The sequence below is a fragment of the Pseudomonas sp. TE3786 genome, from assembly GCF_054057335.1.
The window spans coordinates 113,108-136,289 of record NZ_JBSRZF010000001.1 but is presented as its reverse complement, the minus strand read 5'-3'; the positions used below and the strand labels follow the sequence as shown (position 1 = coordinate 136,289).

Below are 23,182 nucleotides of genomic sequence, written 5' to 3'. Positions count from 1 at the left end.
CGCACGGCTTATTCGACCTTCAGGCTGCCGTAGCTCGGTTCGCTTTCCAGCGCCTGGTCCTGCGGGGCGTACATACGCACGTAGCGCGCCGGTGGCAGGGAGAATTCGCCTTTCTGCGAGAAGCGCACCAGGTGGCGCACGGTCAGGCCGCCTTCCAGGCTGTCCACCGGTACGGCGTAGAGCAGCTGGCCGTCTTCGTGGCGGGCTTTTTCCAGCGGTGCGGCTTCTTCCGAATCCAGGCCGCTGACTTGAATGCCCCAGGTGGTGCGCTCTACATCGGCGCCAGGCGGCAGCGGCACTTCCAGCAGGCCGTAGCGCAGGGCGCGGGCGTCTTCGCTGCTGAGGTTCACTTCGTCCAGATACAGGTCGTCGCCGGAGATAGCCTCGCCCTCGCCCACTTCCTGCACGCTGAATTCAAAGGCGGTATCACTGGGCACCAGACGCAGCAGACGGCGGCTCAGGGTCACCGGCAGCACGCCCGGTTTGCTCTGCGCGCTGCGGTAGCTGAGGGCGACGTTCACTGGCTGAGTAATCGAGGCTGGCAGGTCGAGCGCGCTTGGCACGCCTTTGCCGGTCCATACCCACTGGGTTTCACCGCTTGGGCGTGGCTGCGCCAACCAGCCTTCACCCGGTTTCAGTTCACTTGGCGCAGCTTTTTGCTGACTGGCCGCTTGCAGCCAGGTCAGCGCCAGGGCGCGTTCCAGGGTCGACTGCTCAGGTGCCAGACGTTGCAGCAAGACCTTGGCCTGGGCCTGGTCAACACCGGCCAGCTTGGCCTTGAGGCTGGCCACAAACGGATGCTCGCTGGCGTTAACCAGCTCTTGAGCACCGGCCAACTGCGCGGCGAACGCCGCCGGCTGATTCACTTTGCTTTGCTTGGCCAGCTCAGCGGTCAGCACACGGGCGACGGCCAGACCCAACTTGGAGTTGGGCGCGGCGAGAATCAGGCTGGTCTGGCCATCATCGCTTGGCGTTTGTTCTTCCGTTGGCTGCACGTTGGCGACGTCCGTGCGCGGGGCATCGGCGACGGCTTCGCTGTCGGCGTCGCTGTCGACTTCGGTGGCGGCTGCTACCTTGGCGGCCACTTCGGCATCGGCTTTAGCCTGGACGTCGTGGTTGGCCAGGTCGGCCAGCAGGCCTTCCACCAGGGTGTTGATCGGCAACTTCATGTCTTTGGCGAAGGCCAGGATCAGCGCCCGTTGCAACGGCGGTGTGGTGCTCGCTTGCTTGGCGTAGATATCCATCACCCGCTGCCAATGGTCGGCCGGCAGGCTCAGCTCCAGGGCCTGGCTGGCGTACCAGTCGGCGTAGTAGGCGTAAGCGGTGAGGAAGGCATCCGGCTCGGAACCCTCACCCCACCAGGTGAACAGCGCTTCCGGCCCGGCCATCTGCACCAGACGCAGACGGCTGTTCTGCATGATCAGGCGCAGGCGGTCAGTGACGCGTTTTTCAATCCGGCCACCGTCGGCATTGCCCACTTCGGCTTTGCTCAGCAATGGATAGGCCAGGCTCAGCGGCAGCAGGCGGCTGGCGGTTTGTTCAACGCAGCCGTAGGGGTATTCGAGCAGGTCGTCGAGGTTGCTGTTGAACAGGGCTTGGGCGCTGTCATCCAGACGCAGGCTGATATCGCGGGCATCGCTCGGCAGTTGCAGGGCATTGGTCCCGGCATTGACGGTTAGGCGTTGGCTTTGCAGGTCCTGCCAGCCTTTGCCGACGGTGCGCAGGGTTACGCCCAGGGCATCCACCGGTTTGCCATCGAGCAACAGTTCGGCTTTCCACTCGCCCCCCACCACCGGCACTTTCGGCAGAGGCAGATAGTTGATGCCTTTTTCCAGGTCGATAGCGGTGCGCTTTTCCTGGCCATTGAAGTGGCTGACCAGTTCGGCTTTGGTGGCTTGCTCGCCCTGGTTGAAAACAAACACGCCCATGGCCGGTTGGTCGTCGGTGCGGAATTGGGTCGGGCCGCTCCACTTCAGGTACAGGGGTTTTTCCGAGCGGATAAATTGTTTCTTCTGCCCCACGGTGCCGGCGTCACTGACGGCACGGGCGGTGATGCGCCAGCGGGTCAGCGAGTCGGGCATGCGGAAGGTGATTTTCGCGTGGCCGTCGGCATCGGTTACCAGGTCAGGCTGCCAGGCAGCGGTGTCGACTTCTTCGCGACGCGGGCGCTCCAGCACTTTTACGCTGCGGTCGCTGCGGTTGGCTTTGCCCGGCGCGGTGGGCGAACCCGGCAAGGCCACGTCGTAGCTGATAAACGACAGGCTGGCGCTGGTGCGCACGTTGTTGCGGCGTGGGTGGTAGAAGAACTGATCGATGCTCGGCGCGATTTCCGGCTGCAGGGCGTAGATCATTTCATCCACCACGCTGACGGTCAGCCGCGTGCCCACCGGCTTGCCGGCGAACTGGGTGCTGAGGTCGATGGTCACCAGTTCGCCCGGTTGGTACTGCTCTTTGTCGGCGGCGATGGCGATGTCGATTTGCGGCGCGGCCACTTTGATGCCGGCGTTCTGGAAGCTGTAATCGCCGCCTTTGGTGTACAGGGCAGAGAAGGTCAGGTTCGGCGAGAACTGCTCGGTAACCGGGATGCGTGCGCGGTATTGGGTGTCGCTGAGTTTTTCCAGCTTCAGCCAGTCGGCACCTTTGGAGAGCAGCGCGGTGGCCTCGACCGAATCACGCTCCAGGGTCAACAGGGCATCGCCCACCGGCTCGGGGAAGGTGATCAGCGCCAGGGCTTCGTCGCCGGCTTTGTATTCGGCTTTATCCAGCACGATCTCGATGGTGCCGGCCACAGCTTTGACGCCTTCACCGCTCACCGAGTGGCCGGTGGCACCGAGGATCAGGCCGTGGTCGTCCTTGAGGGTGATGCTGTAGGAACCGGGACGTTCAAAACTCAGGTCGAAACCCTCGGCATCGGCGGCCAGACTGCCTTGGTCTTTGCTCTGGTCTTCCAGGCGGACCCACTCGTAATGCGCGGGTTTATGGGTTTCTTTTTTCTGCCCTTGGGCGGTTTCACTGCGGTAGCTGAAGTGCACTTTTTCGTTGGCGGCGCTAAAGCGCTGCGGCGCGCTCAGGCGATAACGGGCGGCACCGCGCTCAATGAGGATTTCCTTGCTGGTTTTCACCCGGTACGCCGCGCCATCGCTGGCGAATACGGTCAGCAGGTAACGGCTGGGTTTGTCGGCGGCGGGCAGTTTCAGCTCGGCGCGGCCCTGGCTGTCGGTGCTGATTTCAGTGGTGGCCAGTTCGACCGGGAATTGGCCGAGGTACTGCAGTTCGTTGTCGATCATCGACAGCTGCTGGGCACGCAGGGTCAGTTGCACTTTGGCGTTCTGCACCGGCTTGCCGTCGGGGTAGACCAGCACCAGATTGCCCTTCACTTCTTCGCCAGTACGGAAATCGGGCTTGGCCAGGTCCAGGGCAATTTCAAAGTGCGGTTTGATGTAGTCGGCCACACGGAAGGCGCTGCTGTATTGCTGGTCGCGGTAGGCGAAACGCAGCTCGTAACCACCGGCCACGGCATTGTTGGGCAACTGGAAGCGGCCCTGGCTGCCGGCCTTGCTGTCCATGTTCAGGTCAAGGGTCTGCAGGGCGGTGCCGTTGGCATCCAGCACGGTGAGTTTCACCGGGGCGCTGGTGGGGGCTACCGAGTCGCGGGCGTTTTTGAATTCACGGCCGAGGATTTTCACTTCCACCCAGTCGCCGGGGCGATACAGCGGGCGGTCGGTGAAGGCGTAAAGCTTGGTGTCGTAAATTTCGCTGTCGTAGTAGAAGTTCTCGGAGACGAACACGCCGCCTTCGCTGTCTTCACCCAGCACATAGGAGCGCTCGGGGCTGGCGTGTTTCAGGCGCAGCAGGCCCTGGTCATCGGTGGTGCCGCTGCTCATCACGCCGAGGCCATCACTCCACAGCACTTTGGCTTTGGGGACCACGCTGCCTTCGTGCTTGCGCGCGGTCCACACCAGCAGTTCGTCGCCGGCAATCTTGCTCACGGCCACGGTGTTGGAGACAAACACCATGGTGGTGGCGCGGTATTTACCCACCAGCGCTTCCACCAGATACAGGCCCGGTTTCAGCTTGCCCAACGGCACATAAACATTGCCCGGGTTAACGGTGACAAAGTCGCTGGACGAACCGGACAGTTCCACGCCTTTTGGCGGCTGAATGGCTTTGGCATCCCACAGCGGATAGCGGAACTGCGCCACCAGCGGCAGGCCTTTCATCGGCGCGAATTGCGCGGTGCTTTCGTACTGGGTGGGGGCGACGATGGCGGTGCCCATTTTCAGTTCCGGCGCTTGCTCGGTGACGTTCTTGCGCGACTCGTAAGAGAACGCGCGCTGCATCACCCGGCGGGATTTGCGGTACCAGTTGTCCCACAGGTACGACAGGGTGTTGGCCAGGCCTTCACCTTTGAATTCACCTTCGGCGACCACGCGGTGCAGGTTCTTCTGCCGCTTGAGAAACTCCAGCGGCTGGTCGATGCGGTACACGCGCATATCCACGCCGCCGTAGGGTTCCATGCGGTAGCGACGGTAGTCGCGGCCCGGCGCTTCGAGGCGCACCTGGGCCACTTCGTCGGTGGCAAAGCTGGAATCGGCCAACAGGAAGAACGACTCGCCGGCCAGCGGCGCGTAACCGCTGGAGTTGACGCTGTCTTCGGCGTGCAGGCTGCCGAGCGGCAACAGCACGCTAGCCAAGAGGGCCAAGCCAAAATTACGAGCCTTCATCGCGCGAGGAACTGCAATCGATAGATGCCGATAAAGTTCGGATTGGATTCGTCGGGTATCCATCGGGTGTCCTTCCATGTCATGAGTTGTTGCACGCTGACCGAACGCATGCCGTTATCGGTCGGCGTGGTGGTGCCTGTGTGGTATGCGATTTCGCGGCCCATCCAGATCATCAGATGTTGCTCATCGCCCTGGTCGAAAAAAATCAGATCACCCGGACGCGCCTGGTTGAGGTCGCGGCCGAGAAAATGGCTGTTGTACTGAATCAGTTTGATTGCGTTGACATACGGGCCAACCTTGCCGCCGCCCTGCTGCCATTGCTGAGCCAGGCTGCGCTGGGCGTCTTGCAGCTGCAGTTCCGGCGGCAGGTAGCGGTTGGAGAGGCCATTGGCGCGCAGCCACTTGGCATCGTGCACTTTCAGCGCTTCATTGGCGGCAAAGCGCACCAACCCGGCACAGTCTTGCTGGTGCCAGCGCGGGCTCGGGCCCTGGCGCAATTGCTCCTGGGCGATGCGCACAAACCAGGCGCGAAATACCTGGGACTGCTCGGCGTCCAGCGGCGCGACCGCACTGGCAGCCGGTGCGTTGGCGCAGGCGAGCGCCGGCAGCAACAAGCTCCCCAGCAGCACCAGCGCTACGGCAACAGGCGATTTCACAGAGCGCGCCACTCCAGCGGCAGCCACTGCCAATTGGCATCCGGGGCGGCGTCGGCCGGCAAGGTCAGCGCATAGTTCTGATGCCCGGCCAAGGCTTTCAGCTTGGGCAGCAACAGGGTTTGCGCGGCGTTGCGGAACACCGGCTCCATGTCGCTGGGCAGCGCATCGAGGGTTTCCTGTTGCAGGAGATTGGACAGCGTGGACGGTGCCAGGTAGGCCGGTACCACGGCGTCTTTAGGCAGCACATCGGCCAGCGGCGGGAAGCGTTTGTCGAGGGCGTCCAGGCCTTTGGCGACCAGGGCATCATCCAGGGAGAAGAGCAGGGTCGAACCATGGCGGACCAGGCTGACGCGGAAGAAACCGCTGGTCACCATGGCTTCCGGCACCTGTGCGGCGCTGGTCGGGTACTGGCCGAAGTTGGAGCTGACTTCGCGCTGCCAGGCATGGCCGTAGTCGCGTACTTCGTCGTTGACCGGGAAGATGCCGCCTTCGACTTCCGATTCCCAGGCACCGATCACCGAGCCGAACAGCTTGCCCAAGTTGTCGTCCAGGCTGGCACCGGCCTTGTCGTCCAGTTGGCCGACCAGCAGCGGGCTGTGCAAACGCGAGTTGGGGTACCAACACAGGCCGGCGGCACCGGTCAGATGCTCGGCCAGTTGTTTAGCCACGTCCGGTTCTGCGCCAACCTTGGCGAACATTTTTTCATGCACCGCCGGTGCCAGCGGCAAGGCCACGCAGGCGCTGGCACCCATAGGCATGGCACGCCAGATCGGGTTGAAGTCGAGGGTGGTTTTATCGCCGCTGTCGTTCAGGGCCAGGTAGCTGTGCCAGCCGGCACCGTCCATTTCAAAACGCAGACCGGCGAAGGTCGGGATAAACCGCTGATACCCCATGGCCACGTAATCGCTGCCCAGGGAGATGCGTTGCTTCAGTTCGCCGCGCTCTTTCAGGCCAAAGCCTTCGGTAAAGGCTTCGTCGCCATTGAGCATGGCTTCCACCGCTTCGGTGGCACCTTTGCCCAGTTGCGCGCCTTCACTGTCGCTGTCCAGCAGCATGCCGGGATTGGACAGCATCACCAGCTTGTCGCCATGGCTGGCGAACAGCAGTGCGCGTTCGCCGTTATAACGCAGGCGGTAAAGCGGCACGGCATCGCCGTCCACCCGCAGCTCGGCGACCTGCCGCAGCTGGGTGTCGTCGGTGGCGACATGGGCCAGAGGCTCGAGCACTCGGGCCAGGCCGCCGCGCTCCATAAGCACCATGAAATTCTTCAGCTTGCCGTCGGCACCGCGCCACAGGGCAACCTGGGCCGGTTGGTCAAGCAGTTGTTCGAGCAGGCTGTCCTGCAGCTGCAGGTCGTGTTCGTAGATGATGCGCCGTAGGCTGCCGGTGATGCCCAGACGATCCGGGTTGGACTCGTAGTAGAACACCAGGTCTTCGGTCAGGGTGTCGCGCAGCAGCGGCACGGCCAGCAGGTCTTTGGGCAGACGGCTCAAGGACTCGCTTTCGATCAGCACCTGCGGGTGGGTGAGGTCCAGTTGCAGTTCACTGCTTTCGGCCAGGGTGCGCGGCGGTTCGAGGTGCTGTTGCCACCAGGCGAGCAGACCGGCAGCGGCGCTCAGCGGTACGGCAATGGCCAGGGCAATTAGCGCACGGCGCTTGCGCCCGCTGCCTGCTGCCCCGTTCTGGGTGGTGTTCTCGCTCATGTATGCAAACCCCAATTCGTCCGTGCTACGGCGCTTATTCAGTAGGTGCAGCTTAATAATTGAAAGACTTGATCAGTTGCAGATCGCCAATACCGCGCAACGGCACGATAAAGGTCTCGCGTTTTTCATTCGGCGTGTTTTCGTTGAACACCAGGCTGATCTGCGCGGTGATCACTTCGTTCTGGTTACTGCCTTCGGTGAAGTTGTAACCCTCACTGTTGAGGTTGCCCCAGTAGTTGACGAATACCAGGTAGGTGCCGTGCAGCGGCGCGGTCATGGTGAACATCTCGGGGCCGGGGCCATCGACGCTGTCCACGTCCAGGCCACCGCCATTGCTCATCACCGGGTCGGCCCAGAAGGCGTGCTGGCCGTCCGGGGTGACCACATGCAGATCGAGTTCGGCCTTGGGGTCGTCCCAGCCGAGGACAATGCGCACCCGCGCCGGGGTCTTGCTGGTATTGGCTTCGTAGAACTGCACGCGCTTTAGCGACTGGCCGTCGCCGCTGACCACTTCGACGCTGTTGGAGCCGGCACCAAAGTTATAGGGGCGCACGAAGCGGCCCTGCTCGTCGGTATACAGCGGCAACGGGTTGCCGTTGACCACCAGACGATGCGGTTGGCGAGTGCCTTGCAGATTTTTCAGGGAGCCCTGGATCAGGCTGCGGCCACGCTGGGCGCCACGGTCTATTGGCGGTGTCGGGTAGGCCACGCGTGCGTCATCGGAGCGTTCCAGCAATCCGGAATAACGCCAGCCAGCAGTCGGCCCTTGCAGCTCGACGGAGGGGTCGGCCATGGCGCTGGAAGCCAGCAAAGCCAGGCAGAGGAACAACGGGGGGCGCATGCATAATCCCTTGAACGCGCGAAAGAGCGGCAAAGGTAAAGCCTGGCCCGCAGCCTGACAATGGCCCGGCGACACAATTTGTAAGAGTTACCGAATGGCTCACAGCGCCTGGCTAACAAAGCCTACATCCAACCGCCCCATTGCAGGAAAACGATGCCGACATTGGTGGTGATGGCGGCCACCAGCGTGGTGATCACGATGATCGCCGCCGCCAGCTCATGGTTGCCATTGGCCGCCTTGGCCATGACAAAACTGGCCGCCGCCGTCGGGCTGGCGAAGTACAGAAACAGCACACCCAGGTCGGCACCGCGGAAACCGAAAGCGAAGGCACCGGCGGTGGACAGGATCGGCAGCCAGACCATTTTCATCAGGCTGGCGCTGACCGCCATGCTGCCACTTTTGCGCAACGAAGCCAGCGACAGGGTGCCGCCGATACAGATCAGCGCCAGGGGCATGGTCAGTTGCGCCAGGTATTCGCCGGAGGTGATCAGCCAGGCCGGCAGCGGAATCTGCCAGTAGGCAAACGGAATGGCTGCCAGCACCCCGATGATCAGCGGGTTGCAGATAATGCTTTTGCTGATGCTCCACACGTCCGACTTGGCGCTGGGGCTGTAGATCGCCAGGACGATGGCCGACAGGCTGTTATAGGAAAGGATCACCACGCCGGCGAGGATGCCGCCCAGCGACAGGCCGTAGTCGCCGTACAGGCTGGTGGCCAGGGCCAGACCGATGATGCCGTTGTTACCGCGAAAGGAGCCCTGGGTGTACACACCGCGATCGGCCATCGGCACGCGCCAGATCGCCCAGCCCCACACCAGCAGAAAGCCCACCACCGTCGCCAGGACAAAATAGCCCAGCACCGCCGGTTGCATGGCGGTACGCAGGTCGGCATGAATGATGGCCAGAAACAGCATGACCGGCATGCTGACGTTGAACACCAGGCTGGAGGCGGTATTGATGAAATGGCCGTCGATCAGTGCCAGGCGTTTGAGGAAAACGCCGAGAAACAGCATGGCAAACACCGGCATGGTGATGCCGAAGGTGGCGGCGATAATCGCGAACATGGGAAGTGGAACCAGGGCGGGTGTCGTTAGGGGGCTAATGATAAGCCACGAAGGCAACGAGCGCGACCCGGGTTAGCCGGGCCCCCGCCGAAAGCCGCCAGCTCAGGCGGCCATTCGACAACGGTGGGAAGGTACGACGCTGGCTTAGCGGGTACCGCCTTGGGCAAGGCCGAACATCAACAACAGCAGGTCCTGATCCGGACGCACGGCGATCTTGGCTTTGACGTTGGCAGGCATCGAACACTGGCTGCCGGCCGACATTGAATGCAACACGGTGGGGCCCGGCTCATGCCAGGCGGCTGCCGACAGTGACGCCACACCCAAGGCACCGATGAGGAATACACCTCGTGCAATATCTAGCTTCATGTCACAACCCCTTGATAGCGCTGCCAAACGCTGTGGAATGACCATAGATAACATGTTGCCAGTCTGCCGAACTCCACGACGAATGGCGGCGTAGTTGCCGCAGATCGTGACGAGCGGCTTGTCGCCGGGTGAGGCGACGGCGGGATTTCTCCAGATCCAGCACGCCCACTTCGAAGGTGGCCGCGCTGCCCTCGCCTTCCACGCGAATAAATACGTGCTTGGAATACAGGCAGTTGTGCTGCCAGCGGGCATTGTTCATGCGCGCAATCATCACCCCCACGGCCTCCATCACCTGCTGGTGAAAGGCTTCGCCGTGGCGCTCGCGGCCGCCTGCGGCGTGCCAGTGATCAATTTCGATAAAGTCCTTGAGCTCGGCCGTTACCAGCAAGGCCCGCCAGGATTTGTCGGCATCGCGCTCGGCACCGCAGTACACCACTTGCGGCACCTTGATGCCGAGGCGGCTGAGGCACTGCAGGGCGTTCAGTTCGCGCAATACGGTGGGACGGCCGAAGGGATGCAGCAGGCTGTGATACACATGGCCGACTTGACGCTTGGCATACAGCAGGTTGCCGTCTTCGCTGCGAATACGTTGCACGCCGCTGGTGCCACCGCGCCTGTGATTGGGTTCTTCCACCCAATCACCTTGAAGTTGCCACCATTGTTCGAATACGCCGGGGGCCGGCAAATGCAGCGCTGCAGTCATGCGAATGTGTCCTGTACGGAAGATATAAAAGCACTGCCACCCGCTGTCGGGCGACCATATCCATTTCAAGGCCTGGGAAGGCTCAGACGCGGTCGAGAGAGTTCTTATAAGGCTCGACCGACAAGGAATGTAGCAGCCTTTGTCTGCACAATGGGGGCCAAGTTCCGAAAACACCTACCAAACGTCGGCCAATTCACGACTATCTAACGGATAGCCCTCAGCCTTCGTCACTCACCATCACCACCTTGAAACGGCAGCCGCTGGGCAGGGCCGCGCTCAGGCTGACCTGCCAACCCTGGCTTGCACAAATACGCTGCACCAGCGACAAACCAAGCCCCAAACCGTCGCCGCGCTGACTGTCGCCGCGCACAAAGGGCTGGAACATGGCTTCACGCTGGTTCTCCGGAATGCCGACGCCGGTGTCTTCCACCATAAAACCGTCCGCCACCAGGGTCAGGCGGATATGACCACTGTCGGTGTAGTGCAGGGCATTACGCAGCAGGTTGCCCATCACGGTGCGCAGGAAGGTGGCGTTGAAGCTGCCCGGCAGCACTGTCTCGATCTGGTAATGCAGCTGCAGGCCTTTGCTTTCGATAGGCCCGCGCCACTGCTCGATCAGTTCGTAGGCCGCGCTGTCCAGGCTCATGGTCGGAATCTGGCTGGCGTCGGTGTTCTGCGCGCGGGCCAGGAGAAAGAAGGTTTGCACCAGAGCGCGCATATCTTCGCAGGCGCGGAAAATACGCTGCACCTGAGCGCGGGCGCGGGTGTCGAGGTTAGGGTTTTCCAGCAGCAGCTCGCAGGAGCTGGCCAGCACCATCAGCGGCGTACGCAGTTCATGGCTGACGTCGCTGGTAAACAGTCGCTCGCGGTTCAGCGCATGGCGCAGCAACCCCAGGGTGGTATCAAAGGCGGCGGCCAGCTGCCCCACCTCGTCGGCGGCGTAGTCCGGGGCCAGTGGCGGGGCCATGGCCAGCAACTGATCGCGATGGCGCACCTGACGCGACAGCCGCACCACCGGCTCGATCACCTTGCGGGCCAGGAACTGGCCGAGGAATACGGCCAGGGCCACACAAAGCACAAAACCGATCCACACCGTGGTGTACAAGGTCCGCTCGCGCTCTTCGAACTCGCTCTGGTCTTGCAGCAACACGTATTCCTGACCGGCCACGATGCGCACAAAGGCATGGTAGGACAGGTCCCCGCGAAAAATTTCATGGAAGCCAGGTTCCATGCCCTGCAAGTAGTCCGGCAAGGCAAAATCACCGTGTCCGCCGGAAAAATAGAACAGCTGGTCAGGCTCGGGCTGGTTACGCCAATCGTCCATGCTGTCCATGTGCAGCATGCGGTCGAGGTCACCGCTGAGCACGCCGGAAATCAACTTCTCCTCGAGCATATGCACGGCCATATAAATGCCAGTGGCGAAGGCCGCCGCCACCAGGGTGGTCATCACGACAAAGGCAATAACGATGCGCCGTGACAGGCTGTGCTTAAACTCCATCGATTACTTCCGCCAGGCGATAGCCCACCCCATGCACGGTCTGCAGCAGGGGCACTGCGAAAGGCTTGTCGATCACCTGGCGCAGTTGGTGAATATGGCTGCGCAGGCTGTCGCTGTCCGGGCAGTCGTCGCCCCACAAGGCTTCTTCCAATACTTCCCGGCGCAATACGTGCGGGCTTTTCTGCATCAGCACGGCCAGCAACTTGAGGCCGATGGGGTTGAGTTTGAGCGCCTTGCTGCCGCGACTGACCTGCAGGGTATCGAGGTCGTAGCTAAGGTCGGCGACCTGCAGAATCCGCCGCCCGCCGCCCTGGCTGCGGCGCAGCACCGCCTCGATACGGGCGGCTAGTTCAGAGAGCGCAAAGGGTTTCAGCAGGTAATCGTCGGCACCGGAGCGGAAGCCTTGCAGGCGGTCATCCAGCTGGTCGCGAGCGGTGAGCATAATCACTGGTGTGTCACGCCGGGCGTCCTCGCGCAGACGCTTGCACAGGGTATAGCCGTCCATGCCCGGCATCATGATATCCAGCACGATCAGGTCGTAATGCTCGGTGGCGGCCAGGTGCAAGCCGGACAACCCGTCCTGGGCGCAGTCGACGCTGTAACCTTTCATGCCCAGGTAATCCGCGAGGTTGGCGAGAATGTCGCGGTTGTCTTCAACGATCAGAATGCGCATGGATGTTCCTTGGTGCGGGTGTTGCGGGCGGCGTGTGACGGTGCGTCTCGCTGCGCGACATTACCCGAACATTGCTTGATTGAAGCGGGTTTCACATTTTTTTCACAGCAACTTGACGCGTTACTGACACCACCGCGGCGAGCATGCAGGCTACCTCACAAGCGTCTGGACTCAGCATGTCGTCGAATCCACCTCTATCTTTCTCAGCACCGTTGAACCTGCGCCTGGCCCTGGGCATTCCGCTGACCATTGCGGCGCTGCTACTGCTGATTGAACCCACACGCCTGGATTTTGCCCTGGCCAACCTGATGTACACCCCGGGCAGCGGCTTTATCGGCAAACACAGCGCCTTTCTCGAAGACATCCTGCATGACCGCGCCAAGCAGGCGGTGATTCTGTTCGCGGTGGTGTCGATCATTGGTTTTATCGGCAGCTTCTTTATCGAGCGTCTCAAACCGCTCAAGCGCCAACTCGGCTACCTGGTGCTGGCCATGGGTTTATCCACCAGCTTCGTCACCCCGATGAAAGCGGTGACCGCCGTGCAATGCCCCTGGAGCCTGACGCAGTTCGGCGGCCAGGAAACCTACAGCCCCCTGCTCAGCCATCGCCCCGCCACTGACAAACCCGGCCGCTGCTGGCCCGGCGGCCATGCCGCCGCCGGCTTCACCTTGTTCGCCCTGTTCTTTGTTTTTCGCGACCGCAAACCTCGCCTGGCGCGCGCCGGCTTCATCTTCGCCCTGACCCTGGGCACCGTCTTTTCCATCAGCCGCATGCTGCAAGGCGCGCACTTCTTCTCCCACAACCTGTGGACGGCGGTGTTTTGTTGGTTGATTTGTTTGGGCTCGTACTGGGCCGTGCTCTACCGGCCGGCCCAAAGCATCGCGGCTGAAGCCGCTCCTACGGTTCTGCGCAATCCGTAGGAGCGGCTTCAGCCGCGAGCTTTTGCTGTTGCGATCTCAGCCGCGCCGCCGATCAAGATCGAGCGAGCTAGAGCAGTGCAAGGCGAAATGGTTTTTTGAAGCGCAGTTGGCTGTAGCCAATGAGCATTCAAAAAATCATTTCAACGCAGCAATGCCGACGCGCAGCCGATCGCTCAGCCATAAAAAAACCCCGCACCAGGCGGGGTTTTTATTGGCAAAGCTGGGTTACATCATGCCGCCCATGCCGCCCATACCACCCATGTCTGGCATACCGCCGCCAGCTGCAGGCTTGTCTTCCACGATTTCAGCAATCATCGCTTCAGTGGTGATCATCAAGCTGGCGATAGAGGCCGCGGCCTGCAGAGCAGAACGGGTTACTTTGGCCGGGTCGAGGATACCCATTTCGATCATGTCGCCGTATTCGCCGGTGGCAGCGTTGTAACCGAAGTTACCGGAACCCTGCTTGACCTTGTCGACTACAACGCTTGGCTCATCGCCCGAGTTGGCAACGATCTGACGCAGCGGTGCTTCAACAGCGCGACGCAACAGAGCGATACCGACGTTCTGATCAGCGTTGTCGCCTTTCAGTTCGGAGATGGCTTGCAGAGCGCGAACCAGAGCCACGCCACCGCCAGGTACCACGCCTTCTTCAACGGCTGCACGGGTAGCGTGCAGGGCGTCTTCAACGCGGGCTTTCTTCTCTTTCATTTCCACTTCGGAACCGGCACCAACCTTGATCACGGCAACACCGCCAGCCAGTTTGGCCAGACGCTCTTGCAGTTTTTCACGGTCGTAGTCGGACGAGGTGTCTTCAACTTGTTTGCGGATCTGGGCAACGCGGCCTTCGATATCAGCCTGAACGCCAGCACCGTCGATAACGGTGGTGTTTTCTTTGCTGAGGATGACGCGCTTGGCATTACCCAGGTGTTCCAGGGTGGCGCCTTCCAGGCTCAGACCGATTTCTTCGGAAATCACGGTACCGCCAGTCAGCACGGCGATGTCTTGCAGCATGGCTTTGCGGCGGTCGCCGAAGCCTGGTGCTTTAACAGCAGCGACTTTAACGATGCCGCGCATGTTGTTCACAACCAGAGTAGCCAGGGCTTCGCCTTCAACGTCTTCAGCCACGATCAGCAGCGGACGGCCAGCTTTGGCAACCGCTTCCAGCACCGGCAGCATTTCGCGGATGTTGGAGATCTTTTTGTCGACCAGCAGGATCAGCGGGCTGTCCAGCTCGGCAACCATGGTGTCCGGCTTGTTGATGAAGTACGGGGACAGGTAGCCACGGTCGAACTGCATGCCTTCTACAACCGACAGTTCGTTTTCCAGGCCCGAGCCTTCTTCAACGGTGATCACGCCTTCTTTACCGACTTTTTCCATTGCCTGGGCAATGATGTCGCCGATGGAGCTATCGGAGTTGGCGGAGATGGTGCCGACCTGGGCGATGGCTTTGGTGTCTGCGCATGGCTTGGACTGGGCTTTGAGCTGGGCAACGATGGCGATGGTCGCCTTGTCGATGCCGCGCTTCAGGTCCATCGGGTTCATGCCGGCAGCGACGGCTTTCAGGCCTTCGTTGACGATCGACTGAGCCAGAACGGTGGCGGTGGTGGTGCCGTCACCGGCGTCGTCGTTGGCACGGGAGGCAACGTCTTTAACCAGCTGCGCGCCCATGTTTTCAAAGCGATCTTTCAGCTCGATTTCTTTGGCAACGGAAACGCCGTCCTTGGTGATGGTCGGAGCGCCGTAGCTCTTCTCGATGATCACGTTACGGCCTTTCGGGCCGAGGGTGGCTTTAACTGCGTCAGCCAGGACGTTTACGCCAGCCAGCATTTTTTTACGGGCGGAGTCGCCGAATTTAACTTCTTTTGCAGCCATGATCGTTATTCCTCAAATTCGTTTCGGTAGCGCGGAATTCGTAGAGCGGAAATCAGCCTTCAACAACGGCCAGGATTTCGTTCTCGCTCATGACCAGCAGGTCTTCGCCATCAACCTTGATGGTGTTGCTGCCCGAGTACGGACCGAACACCACTTTGTCGCCGACTTTAACGGCCAGAGGGCGCACTTCGCCGCTGTCCAGCACACGGCCGGTACCTACAGCGAGGATTTCGCCACGGTTCGGCTTTTCAGCAGCCGAGCCCGGCAGAACGATGCCACCAGCGGTTTTGGTTTCTTCTTCACTGCGACGGATAACGACGCGGTCATGCAGAGGACGAAGCTTCATTGTCGATCTCTCCCAAGTAAGGTGGTTTAAAGCCGCCGGTTTATTCACCGGCTGGTTGTACTGCTATCCGGCGTGGCCGGTCGCGCGCCGCAGAGCGGCAACGCGGAAGACTGACTGTCGTAAACCGACAGAGACCTTGCGGTGACCACTACATAGGGGCAGGGAACGGGATTACAAGGGCGGGGGTGAAAATTTTTTACTGCTTGGCAGGTAACCGATGAATGCTGCAGCAGAGCATTCATCGGCCCTGGAGATTACTGCGGGTCGCGGTGTTCGAATTCGCCTTCGATCACATTCGGGCGGTGCGGCCCGGAACGCGCTTGCAGATCATCGGCAAACGCGCGCTGGCGCAAGGCCTGTTCGGCAGCCCGTTGGCGCAACTTGCCCACGATCAGCCGGCGGGTGAACGGCAGCAGGCACAGCAGGCCGAAAATGTCGCTGATAAAGCCGGGCAGCAACAACAGCCCGCCGCCCACCGCGATCAACAGCCCTTCGAGCATTTCCTGTTCCGGCAATTCGCCACGCGCTAGACGTTCACGGGCACGCCAGGCGGTAGCCACACCGGCCACGCGCAGCAATACGGCACCAAGCACGCCGCTGCCGATGATCAACAGCAAGGTCGGCAGCACGCCGATGGCGCTGCCCACTTTGATCAATACCGCCAGTTCAATGATCGGGAATAGCAGAAACAAAAACAGAAAAGCACGCATCTATCGATTTCCTCGGTGCGACAAACATCAAAAGCATCGCGGCTCAAGCCGCTCCTACAAGACCGCAGCTCCCCGTAGGAGCGGCTTCAGCCGCGAGCTTTTAAAACCTCATGGCCATACAAATTCTAGATGGTGCTCGCCTAGTTTTAATTCAAGCTGGAACGTCGCCCGTCGCCGGCCAGGTTTCAGCCCGCGCCAGTGCTACCAAGGCCTGACGCACCTCCAGGGCAGTGTTACAGGATGTTGGAAAGGGTAGCCAATGCAGGCCAACACCGATACGCAGGTGGAAACCCTCGCTGTCGATACCAGCCAACAGCGCCGGCGCGTGGGTAGGCAGACCGGCCAGCTTGACGTAATGGGCGATGGCGTTGGCGTGGTCGCTGTTCATATGTTCCACCATGCTCAGCTCGGATTCGCCGAAGAAAGGGTTGGCCAGGCTCACCTGCTCGACCCAATGAATGGCACCAAAACCACCGATATACCTCGAACGCACTGGCTCCAGCACCCAGAAATCGAAGTCATGGGCCTGGTGATAGCCCTCGGATTCCGGGAAGTAACGGTAGTAGCGCTCGGCGGCAGCGGCAATCGCGGCTTCGTCAGTAATTTTGCGCGCCTGCGCCAGCAGGGTCAGACGGCCAACGGCCTGCACATCTTCCGCGCCGCGTTCGCCCACCAGCAGCGAGCACTTGGGCTCCGCCTGCAGGTTATGGGTGTGCTGAGCAATGCGGCTGATCAGAATCAGCGGGTAGCCATTCGCGTCCAGGCAGTACGGCACCACCGATCCGAAAGGGTAGCCTGGCATGGACTTGGACAATGTGGAGAGCGCCCCACGGTATTCCTTGAGTAGCAATTCTCGGGCATGCTTGCCGACTTTCACGCTCACCTTATGACTCCTTGTTGAGAATTCGTCTCGAAGACGGACAGGTGCCCAGCTTAACGGTTGCGCGCGCCAACGGGGCAACAACGTATCGGGTGGGGCAATACGCTCATGCACTGCAGGGCCATTGCCCGCCAACCTTTCTGGGGATGTGGTTATGGAACTGAAAGACAAAGTCATCGTTATCACCGGCGGCGGCCAAGGCCTTGGCCGTGCCATGGGCGAATACCTGGCGGCCCGCGGTGCCAAACTGGCGCTGGTGGACCTCAACCAGGAACGCCTGGATGAAACCGTTGCCGCCTGCAAAGCCGCCGGTGGCGACGCCCGCGCCTACCTGTGCAACGTAGCCAATGAAGAACAGGTTACCCACACCGTAGCCCAGATCGCCGACGATTTCGGTGCCATCAACGGCCTGGTCAACAATGCCGGCATTCTGCGCGACGGCCTGACCATCAAGGTCAAGGACGGCGAGCTGTCGAAGATGAGCCTGGCGCAGTGGCAGTCGGTGATCGACGTCAACCTGACCGGCGTGTTCCTCTGCACCCGCGAAGTGGCCGCCAAAATGATCGAGCTGAAAAACCAGGGCGCGATCGTCAACATCTCTTCCATTTCCCGTGCCGGCAACATCGGCCAGGCCAACTACTCCGCCGCCAAGGCCGGTGTAGCGGCGGACACCGTGGTCTGGGCCAAAGAACTGGCGCGCTACGGCATCCGTGTGGCCGGCGTTGCACCAGGCTTTATCGAGACCGAAATGGTCGCCAGCATGAAGCCCGAAGCCCTGGAAAAAATGACCTCGGGCATTCCGCTCAAGCGCCTGGGCCAGCCGAAAGAGATCGCCCACTCGGTGGCGTACATCCTGGAAAACGACTACTACACCGGTCGGATTCTGGAGCTGGATGGCGGCCTGCGCCTGTAATAGCGACCCGCCCATAAAAAAGCCCCGCCAAGTGCGGGGCTTTTTTATGGGCTATCGCGACTCAAGCCGCTCCTGCAAAAACCTTGGTCCTGTAGGAGCGGCTTCAGCCGCGATTCAGCCAAACGATATTTCTACCAACCTACACCAAAGCCCACGCTATACCGGGTTTCGTCGACCTCGCCTTCTTTGGCGCCGCTGACGATGTTTTTCTCGGCCTTCACGTTCAGCGAAGCCCAATCCGTAACCTTGTAGCGCAGGCCCGCTTCGGCATCGAGTTCGTACTCGCTGTCGCCGCCAATCGGCTTGCCGACTTCGCCGTTGCTGAATAGCTCGAAGGTCTTGCCCACCAGATAGCGGTTGTAGTCCCACTTCAGGCCCAGGGAATAGAAGTTGTCGCTGCCGCCATCCTTGTATTCGTAGTCGTTCTGGTTGACCAGGGTGGCCAGGGAGAAAGCGCCCAGCTCATCGTCCCAGAACTGGTAACCGGGACCGGTACCGATGGTGCGCTGGCTGGAGACGTCTTCGATATGGTCGCGCTTGTAGCTCAGGCGGCCTTGCCAGAACCAGTGTTCATCGAGAAAACGGTCCAGGGCGTATTCGGCGTTCCAGTTGTTGGTGGTGGTGACGTCGTCCTGCGACTCGCGGTTGTAGCCGCCTTCGGCGTTGTGACGCCAGGCACCGTGGCGGGCGGTGGTCTTGAAGTCGACGTCGTAGTCGTCGGTATCGGTTTCCGCACGTTTGTAATCCAGACCGACGTCGACGTTGCCCTTCCATACCAGGTCTTCAAGAATCGGCTTGGGCTTGATGATCTGCTCGATGCTGGCCAGCTCGACGGTTTTCGGTGCCTCGCCATTGATCAGGGTGACCTTGCCGTCTTCGGCCGCTTGCAGCGACTTGGCGCGCTCGCCGGTGAACTCATCCTGCTTGACCATCAGCTCGCGGTCGCTTTCCAGGGTTTTCACCTGTTTCCAGTCCACCGGAATGGTGCCGCCGTAGCTGGTCTCGACTACCAGCTTGCCGCCGTCGAAGACCTTGATGGTACCGGTCAGACGGTCGCCGTTTTTCAACCAGATGGTGTCGGCCAGAACAGGGGTTGCCGCCAGCGTCAGCGCGGCGCAGGAAAGAGCGTGGGAGAGCTTGTTGGATAACCGCATGGGGAGATGTACCGCTCCATAAAAATTAAGGCTGGGCATTATCCAAGATAAAAACCCGCAGACCTAAAAAACACTGGAAGGAGTGACCGGCAGATACCGGTCAAGTTCAACCTGATTGCCCAGCAAGGCTCGCGCCAGAGCACGCCGCTGGGCTTTATCGGCCAGTTGGCGGGCGCTGCAGCCGCGGTGCAGTTGATCGATAGCGGCAGTCGGTTAAGCTGCCGGCTCTCAATCAGCCGCCGGGGGCATCGGGAAAAACATGCCAACCAAACACGACAGCACCAACACAGCCGCCCCCGCCAACGTTGCCAGCGACACCGCCGAAGCCCGGCGCATGGCGCTGTATGTGACCCTGGCGCAGGTGCCCAGTGGCTGCGTGGTGAGCTACGGCGAACTGGCGCAGTGGGCCGGTCTGGGCCGCGCCGCGCGCTGGGTGGGGCGTACCTTGAGTCAGTTGCCCGAAGGCAGCACCCTGCCCTGGCACCGCGTGGTCGCGGCGGGTGGTCGCCTGAGCCTGGCCGCCGGCACGCTGTCGGGCGAGGAACAACGGGCAAGGCTGCGCGCCGAAGGAGTGCGCATGGTCAATCAACGGGTGGATATCAAGCGCCATGGCTGGCGTCCGATGGAGCACAGCGGTTAGAGTGCGCCCTGTTTTTGGCAATCCAGTCGGTACCCGCGACTGGGCAATTCACGTTCTTGTAATTCCACGCAGATCTCAGCCCAATGGCCCGTAAAACCTGGCGTGCCGCACTCGCCGCCTATGCTTCGCCGGCAAGTCTGGCCCTGCTGCTTCTTGGCTTCGCCGCCGGCCTGCCGTACATGTTGGTGTTCTCCACGTTGTCGGTGTGGCTGCGTGAAGCTGGCGTGTCGCGGGAAACCATCGGCTTCGCCAGCCTGATCGGCCTGGCTTACGCCTTCAAATGGATCTGGTCGCCGCTGCTCGACCAATGGCGCCTGCCTTTGCTCGGCCGCCTCGGCCGCCGCCGCTCCTGGCTGGTGCTGGCGCAAATCATCATCGCCCTGGGTCTGATCGGCATGGCGCTGTGCGACCCACGCGCCCATCTGACCTGGCTGATCGCCATCGCCGTACTGGTGGCTTTCGCCTCTGCCACCCAGGACATCGCGGTAGACGCCTACCGCCTGGAAATCGCCGACGACACCCGCCAGGCCGCCCTCGCCGCCAGCTATATGCTTGGCTACCGCGTCGCCGCCCTGCTTGCCACGGCGGGCGCGCTGTACTTCGCCGAGTGGTTCGGTTCCACCACCGTTTCCTACGAGTTCGGTGCCTGGGCCAGCACCTATCTACTGTTCGCCGTGCTGATGCTGCCGGGCCTGCTCACCACGTTGTGGATGCGCGAGCCGCATGTGGATATGCCGGCACAGACCACCACCTCGCGTTTCAAACTCAAGGACCAGCTGTACTCGGTGCTGATTCTGCTGGTGATGCTGATCTCCCTGCCGGCGATGATCACCGGCCTGCTTGACCGCGCCTGGCCACGCGCCGCGCTCTACGCGATTTTCCTCGGTGCCTGCCTGATGCCCGCCGGACGCCGCCTGATCGCGCCGGTGCGCGACCTGCTGAGCCAGCAGCGCAAGCAATTGATTGTCGCCGCCCGCGGCAAGGTGATTCCCAACTTCGACTTCGTGCACCAGGCGGTGTCGATGATTGTGCTGATCATCATCCTGGTCACCGCTGCGGCGGCGGCCAAAGCCTTCACCAGCGGTGCCTGGCCGCGCGGCACCCTGTATGTGCTGATCGCCCTGGCCTGCGTATCGGCACCGGGGCGTCTGCTGATGGCCCCGGTGGTCACGCCGATCAGTGAGTTCGTCCAGCGCTACCGCTGGCAGGCGTTGCTGTTGCTGGGCTTGATTGCCACCTATCGCATGTCGGATACGGTGATGGGGGTGATGGCCAACGTGTTCTACATCGATCAGGGCTTCACCAAAGAGCAGATCGCCAGCGTGAGCAAGCTGTTTGGTCTGGTGATGACCTTGCTGGGTGCCGGCGCGGGCGGCTTGCTGATTGTGCGCTTTGGCATTATGCCGATCCTGCTGATTGGCGGCGTGCTATCGGCGGCCACCAACCTGCTGTTCATGCTCCTGAGCGACATGGGTGCCAATCTGGACATGCTGATTGTGACCATTTCCGCCGACAACTTCAGCGCAGGCCTGGCCACATCAGCCTTTGTCGCCTACCTGTCGAGCCTGACCAACCTGAAATTCTCCGCCACCCAATACGCCCTGCTCAGCTCGATCATGCTGCTGCTACCACGGCTGATCGGTGGTTACTCGGGGGTGATGGTGGAAAACGTCGGCTACCACAAATTCTTCCTGATCACCGCGCTACTGGGCATTCCGACGCTGATTCTGATTTGCTGGCAATGGCAGCGGATGGCGAGTCAGCCAGCGGTACCGCCGGCTGAGGAGCAACCGCCCATAGCGGCCGAGGAAAAGGCTATGTAGAAGCGGCTTCAGCCTCGATGTTTTTGATCGCCAAGAGCATCGCGGTTGAAGCCGCTCCTACAGAGACGAGGTAATTACGCCGGCTCTTGGACCATACGAATAACCCGCTGCGGGAAGGGAATGGCAATCCCGGCATCCTGCAAGCGGTCGCGAATCTCTTCGTTGAATTTGAAGGTCAGGCTCCAGTAGTCCGCGGTCTTCACCCACACCCGCAACGACATCTTGATCGAGCTATCGCCCAACGACGCCACCACCACGGCTGGTGCCGGGTCCTTGAGCACACGCTCGTCCTCGGCCATGTCCATCAGCACCTGCTTGGCCGCTTGCAGGTCGGCGTCGTAGTTGATGCCGATATCGAACACCACCTGGCGCGTGGCCTGGCGGTTGTAGTTGGTGATGATGCCGTTGGACAGACCGCCGTTGGGCATGATCACCGTCTTGTTGTCGCCGGTGCGCAGCACGGTGTGGAATATCTGGATGTTATCCACAGTGCCGGTAACGCCTTGCGCTTCGATGACATCGCCAATACGGAAAGGACGAAACAGCAGAATCAGCACGCCACCGGCAAAGTTGGCCAGGCTGCCCTGCAGCGCCAGGCCGATGGCCAGGCCGGCAGCACCAATGGCGGCGATAAAGGAGGTGGTTTCCACGCCAATCATCGACGCCGCGCTGATCACCAGCAGCACTTTCAGAATGATATTGGCCAGGGTGCCGATAAACCCTTGCAGGGCCGGGTCTCCCAGGCGTTTGCCGATAAGCGCGCTGAGGTTGTTCGTGAGCCGGTTGATCAGCCACCAGCCGATCGCCAATACCACCAAGGCCAGCAGCACACGGCCGCTATAGGCCATGATGACCGGTAACCACGCCTGTGAAGCGTCCACCAGGTGGTCCACTTGCGCATTGAAATCCATAACCCACTCCCCCACTGCCTGACCGCCCGTACGCCGGTCATGAAAAACAGCTGTGATGTAGGTTGCGACGTCTCGTAGATGGGATGGTTCCCGAATTTGGCCCGAGCCAATATCCGGTCAGACGCTGTGAAAACGTAGCGAGCGAAGGATAGGCAAGGCGGAAACAGGCGAACAAGCGGAGTTGGCTGTAGCCAATGAGCATTGTGAGTCTGTTTTCAACGCCGCCTAGCCGAGCGCAGTAGTTTTCACAGTGTCTGGAACACTAATCGCGGAAATTGTTGAACTGGAGGGGCATGCCGAACTCTTTTGCACGTAGCGCCGCGATGGCTTCTTGCAGGTCATCCCGCTTCTTGCCGGTCACCCGAACCTGCTCGCCCTGGATGGCGGCCTGGACTTTGAGTTTGGCGTCTTTGATATGGGCAACGATCTTCTTCGCCAGGTCCTTATCGATGCCCTCGCGCAGAACTGCTTCCTGCTTCACACTCTTGCCCGATGGATACGCATCTTTCAGCTCCAGGCACTGCACATCGATCTTGCGCTTGACTAGGCTGAGTCTGAGAATCTCCACCATCTGCTCGAGTACAAATTCGGCGTCACCGGTCAGGTTGATGGTCAGATCCTTGAACTCGAAAGTACCTTTGCCACGCAGGTCATAACGACGCTCCAACTCTTTAATCGCGTTGTCGACAGCATTGGTCACTTCGTGTTTGTCCAGTTCGGACACCACGTCGAACGAGGGCATGGGAATTCTCCAGATAGACGGCGTGATAAGTCTTACAGACAAT

The 23,182-nt window shown here is 61.1% G+C and carries 20 protein-coding genes; 4 read left to right on the top strand and 16 right to left on the bottom strand.

The features are described 5' to 3' along the window. Positions 1–8 precede the first annotated feature (8 nt). From ACVW0Y_RS00630 to ACVW0Y_RS00590, 9 genes are all read right to left on the bottom strand, one after another. Complete coding sequence (locus tag ACVW0Y_RS00630) at positions 9–4,724, bottom strand: alpha-2-macroglobulin family protein (RefSeq protein ID WP_457435359.1); 4,716 nt, start codon at positions 4,722–4,724, stop codon at positions 9–11. Continuing rightward, positions 4,721–5,356 (bottom strand): DUF1175 domain-containing protein, encoded by a 636-nt coding sequence (locus tag ACVW0Y_RS00625; RefSeq protein ID WP_457435814.1) that lies wholly within the window; start codon positions 5,354–5,356, stop codon positions 4,721–4,723. The genes ACVW0Y_RS00630 and ACVW0Y_RS00625 overlap by 4 nt, the downstream gene beginning before the upstream one ends. Before the next feature lie 20 nt (positions 5,357–5,376). Beyond that, positions 5,377–7,083: a DUF2138 domain-containing protein gene (locus ACVW0Y_RS00620; RefSeq protein ID WP_457435357.1), complete on the bottom strand. Its 1,707-nt coding sequence runs from the start codon at positions 7,081–7,083 to the stop codon at positions 5,377–5,379. Between the two features lie 52 nt (positions 7,084–7,135). Next, positions 7,136–7,924 carry a YfaP family protein gene (locus ACVW0Y_RS00615; protein ID WP_457435355.1) on the bottom strand — a complete coding sequence of 263 codons (789 nt, stop codon included), beginning with the start codon at positions 7,922–7,924 and terminating at the stop codon, positions 7,136–7,138. A 122-nt stretch (positions 7,925–8,046) separates the two neighbouring features. Next, positions 8,047–8,988: an AEC family transporter gene (locus ACVW0Y_RS00610; protein ID WP_457435354.1), complete on the bottom strand. Its 942-nt coding sequence runs from the start codon at positions 8,986–8,988 to the stop codon at positions 8,047–8,049. Between the two features lie 144 nt (positions 8,989–9,132). Continuing rightward, positions 9,133–9,354: a hypothetical protein gene (locus ACVW0Y_RS00605; protein ID WP_457435352.1), complete on the bottom strand. Its 222-nt coding sequence runs from the start codon at positions 9,352–9,354 to the stop codon at positions 9,133–9,135. Between the two features lies 1 nt (position 9,355). Further along, complete coding sequence (locus tag ACVW0Y_RS00600) at positions 9,356–10,057, bottom strand: lipopolysaccharide kinase InaA family protein (protein WP_457435350.1); 702 nt, start codon at positions 10,055–10,057, stop codon at positions 9,356–9,358. 217 nt (positions 10,058–10,274) lie between these two features. Next, positions 10,275–11,555, bottom strand: coding sequence for a sensor histidine kinase (locus tag ACVW0Y_RS00595; protein WP_457435348.1), 1,281 nt, complete (start codon positions 11,553–11,555; stop codon positions 10,275–10,277). Then, complete coding sequence (locus ACVW0Y_RS00590) at positions 11,545–12,228, bottom strand: response regulator transcription factor (RefSeq protein WP_457435347.1); 684 nt, start codon at positions 12,226–12,228, stop codon at positions 11,545–11,547. Before ACVW0Y_RS00590 ends, ACVW0Y_RS00595 begins: the two co-directional genes overlap by 11 nt. Positions 12,229–12,404: 176 nt before the next feature. Here ACVW0Y_RS00590 and ACVW0Y_RS00585 point away from each other — a divergent pair, with 176 nt between their 5' ends. After that, entirely contained in the window at positions 12,405–13,148 is a 744-nt protein-coding gene (locus ACVW0Y_RS00585; protein WP_457435346.1) for a phosphatase PAP2 family protein, read from the top strand. Positions 13,149–13,373: 225 nt separating this feature from the next. Here ACVW0Y_RS00585 and groL read toward each other — a convergent pair whose 3' ends face one another. The 4 genes from groL to ACVW0Y_RS00565 form a co-directional block, all read right to left on the bottom strand. After that, on the bottom strand, positions 13,374–15,020 hold the full coding sequence (gene groL / locus ACVW0Y_RS00580) for a chaperonin GroEL (protein ID WP_457435344.1): 1,647 nt from the start codon (positions 15,018–15,020) through the stop codon (positions 13,374–13,376). A 52-nt stretch (positions 15,021–15,072) separates the two neighbouring features. Next, a complete protein-coding gene (locus ACVW0Y_RS00575) occupies positions 15,073–15,366 on the bottom strand; it encodes a co-chaperone GroES (protein WP_457435342.1) in 294 nt (97 codons plus the stop codon). 254 nt (positions 15,367–15,620) lie between these two features. Then, positions 15,621–16,076, bottom strand: a complete 456-nt coding sequence (locus tag ACVW0Y_RS00570; RefSeq protein WP_457435340.1) for an FxsA family protein — start codon at positions 16,074–16,076, stop codon at positions 15,621–15,623. A 151-nt stretch (positions 16,077–16,227) separates the two neighbouring features. After that, complete coding sequence (locus tag ACVW0Y_RS00565; RefSeq protein ID WP_457435339.1) at positions 16,228–16,959, bottom strand: HugZ family pyridoxamine 5'-phosphate oxidase; 732 nt, start codon at positions 16,957–16,959, stop codon at positions 16,228–16,230. Between the two features lie 151 nt (positions 16,960–17,110). Between ACVW0Y_RS00565 and ACVW0Y_RS00560 the strand changes: the two genes are divergently transcribed. After that, positions 17,111–17,869 (top strand): SDR family oxidoreductase, encoded by a 759-nt coding sequence (locus ACVW0Y_RS00560; RefSeq protein WP_457435337.1) that lies wholly within the window; start codon positions 17,111–17,113, stop codon positions 17,867–17,869. 131 nt (positions 17,870–18,000) lie between these two features. Here the strand turns inward: ACVW0Y_RS00560 and ACVW0Y_RS00555 are convergent, their stop codons facing one another. After that, entirely contained in the window at positions 18,001–19,023 is a 1,023-nt protein-coding gene (locus tag ACVW0Y_RS00555) for a DUF481 domain-containing protein (protein ID WP_457435336.1), read from the bottom strand. 259 nt (positions 19,024–19,282) lie between these two features. On the opposite strand from ACVW0Y_RS00555, the gene ACVW0Y_RS00550 reads away from it, so the two are divergent. Further along, positions 19,283–19,663, top strand: coding sequence for an MGMT family protein (locus ACVW0Y_RS00550; RefSeq protein ID WP_457435334.1), 381 nt, complete (start codon positions 19,283–19,285; stop codon positions 19,661–19,663). Positions 19,664–19,746: 83 nt separating this feature from the next. After that, positions 19,747–21,486: an AmpG family muropeptide MFS transporter gene (locus ACVW0Y_RS00545; RefSeq protein ID WP_457435332.1), complete on the top strand. Its 1,740-nt coding sequence runs from the start codon at positions 19,747–19,749 to the stop codon at positions 21,484–21,486. A gap of 74 nt (positions 21,487–21,560) precedes the next feature. On the opposite strand, the gene ACVW0Y_RS00540 is transcribed toward ACVW0Y_RS00545, so the two are convergent. Both ACVW0Y_RS00540 and ACVW0Y_RS00535 read right to left on the bottom strand, forming a co-directional pair. Next, positions 21,561–22,397, bottom strand: coding sequence for a mechanosensitive ion channel family protein (locus ACVW0Y_RS00540; RefSeq protein ID WP_457435330.1), 837 nt, complete (start codon positions 22,395–22,397; stop codon positions 21,561–21,563). Between the two features lie 262 nt (positions 22,398–22,659). Next, complete coding sequence (locus ACVW0Y_RS00535; protein ID WP_457435329.1) at positions 22,660–23,139, bottom strand: YajQ family cyclic di-GMP-binding protein; 480 nt, start codon at positions 23,137–23,139, stop codon at positions 22,660–22,662. Between the last annotated feature and the right edge of the window lie 43 nt (positions 23,140–23,182).

What these genes read in the sequence shown, in the direction of transcription:
- ACVW0Y_RS00620 (WP_457435357.1), bottom strand. Translation starts at nt 7,083, where the DNA reads ATGAGCGAGAACACCACCCAGAACGGGGCAGCAGGCAGCGGGCGCAAG.
- ACVW0Y_RS00630 (WP_457435359.1), bottom strand. Translation starts at nt 4,724, where the DNA reads ATGAAGGCTCGTAATTTTGGCTTGGCCCTCTTGGCTAGCGTGCTGTTG.
- ACVW0Y_RS00605 (WP_457435352.1), bottom strand. Translation starts at nt 9,354, where the DNA reads ATGAAGCTAGATATTGCACGAGGTGTATTCCTCATCGGTGCCTTGGGT.
- groL (WP_457435344.1), bottom strand. Translation starts at nt 15,020, where the DNA reads ATGGCTGCAAAAGAAGTTAAATTCGGCGACTCCGCCCGTAAAAAAATG.
- ACVW0Y_RS00550 (WP_457435334.1), top strand. Translation starts at nt 19,283, where the DNA reads ATGCCAACCAAACACGACAGCACCAACACAGCCGCCCCCGCCAACGTT.
- ACVW0Y_RS00545 (WP_457435332.1), top strand. Translation starts at nt 19,747, where the DNA reads ATGGCCCGTAAAACCTGGCGTGCCGCACTCGCCGCCTATGCTTCGCCG.
- ACVW0Y_RS00575 (WP_457435342.1), bottom strand. Translation starts at nt 15,366, where the DNA reads ATGAAGCTTCGTCCTCTGCATGACCGCGTCGTTATCCGTCGCAGTGAA.
- ACVW0Y_RS00595 (WP_457435348.1), bottom strand. Translation starts at nt 11,555, where the DNA reads ATGGAGTTTAAGCACAGCCTGTCACGGCGCATCGTTATTGCCTTTGTC.
- ACVW0Y_RS00615 (WP_457435355.1), bottom strand. Translation starts at nt 7,924, where the DNA reads ATGCGCCCCCCGTTGTTCCTCTGCCTGGCTTTGCTGGCTTCCAGCGCC.
- ACVW0Y_RS00540 (WP_457435330.1), bottom strand. Translation starts at nt 22,397, where the DNA reads ATGGATTTCAATGCGCAAGTGGACCACCTGGTGGACGCTTCACAGGCG.
- ACVW0Y_RS00585 (WP_457435346.1), top strand. Translation starts at nt 12,405, where the DNA reads ATGTCGTCGAATCCACCTCTATCTTTCTCAGCACCGTTGAACCTGCGC.
- ACVW0Y_RS00590 (WP_457435347.1), bottom strand. Translation starts at nt 12,228, where the DNA reads ATGCGCATTCTGATCGTTGAAGACAACCGCGACATTCTCGCCAACCTC.
- ACVW0Y_RS00570 (WP_457435340.1), bottom strand. Translation starts at nt 16,076, where the DNA reads ATGCGTGCTTTTCTGTTTTTGTTTCTGCTATTCCCGATCATTGAACTG.
- ACVW0Y_RS00535 (WP_457435329.1), bottom strand. Translation starts at nt 23,139, where the DNA reads ATGCCCTCGTTCGACGTGGTGTCCGAACTGGACAAACACGAAGTGACC.
- ACVW0Y_RS00600 (WP_457435350.1), bottom strand. Translation starts at nt 10,057, where the DNA reads ATGACTGCAGCGCTGCATTTGCCGGCCCCCGGCGTATTCGAACAATGG.
- ACVW0Y_RS00560 (WP_457435337.1), top strand. Translation starts at nt 17,111, where the DNA reads ATGGAACTGAAAGACAAAGTCATCGTTATCACCGGCGGCGGCCAAGGC.
- ACVW0Y_RS00610 (WP_457435354.1), bottom strand. Translation starts at nt 8,988, where the DNA reads ATGTTCGCGATTATCGCCGCCACCTTCGGCATCACCATGCCGGTGTTT.
- ACVW0Y_RS00555 (WP_457435336.1), bottom strand. Translation starts at nt 19,023, where the DNA reads ATGCGGTTATCCAACAAGCTCTCCCACGCTCTTTCCTGCGCCGCGCTG.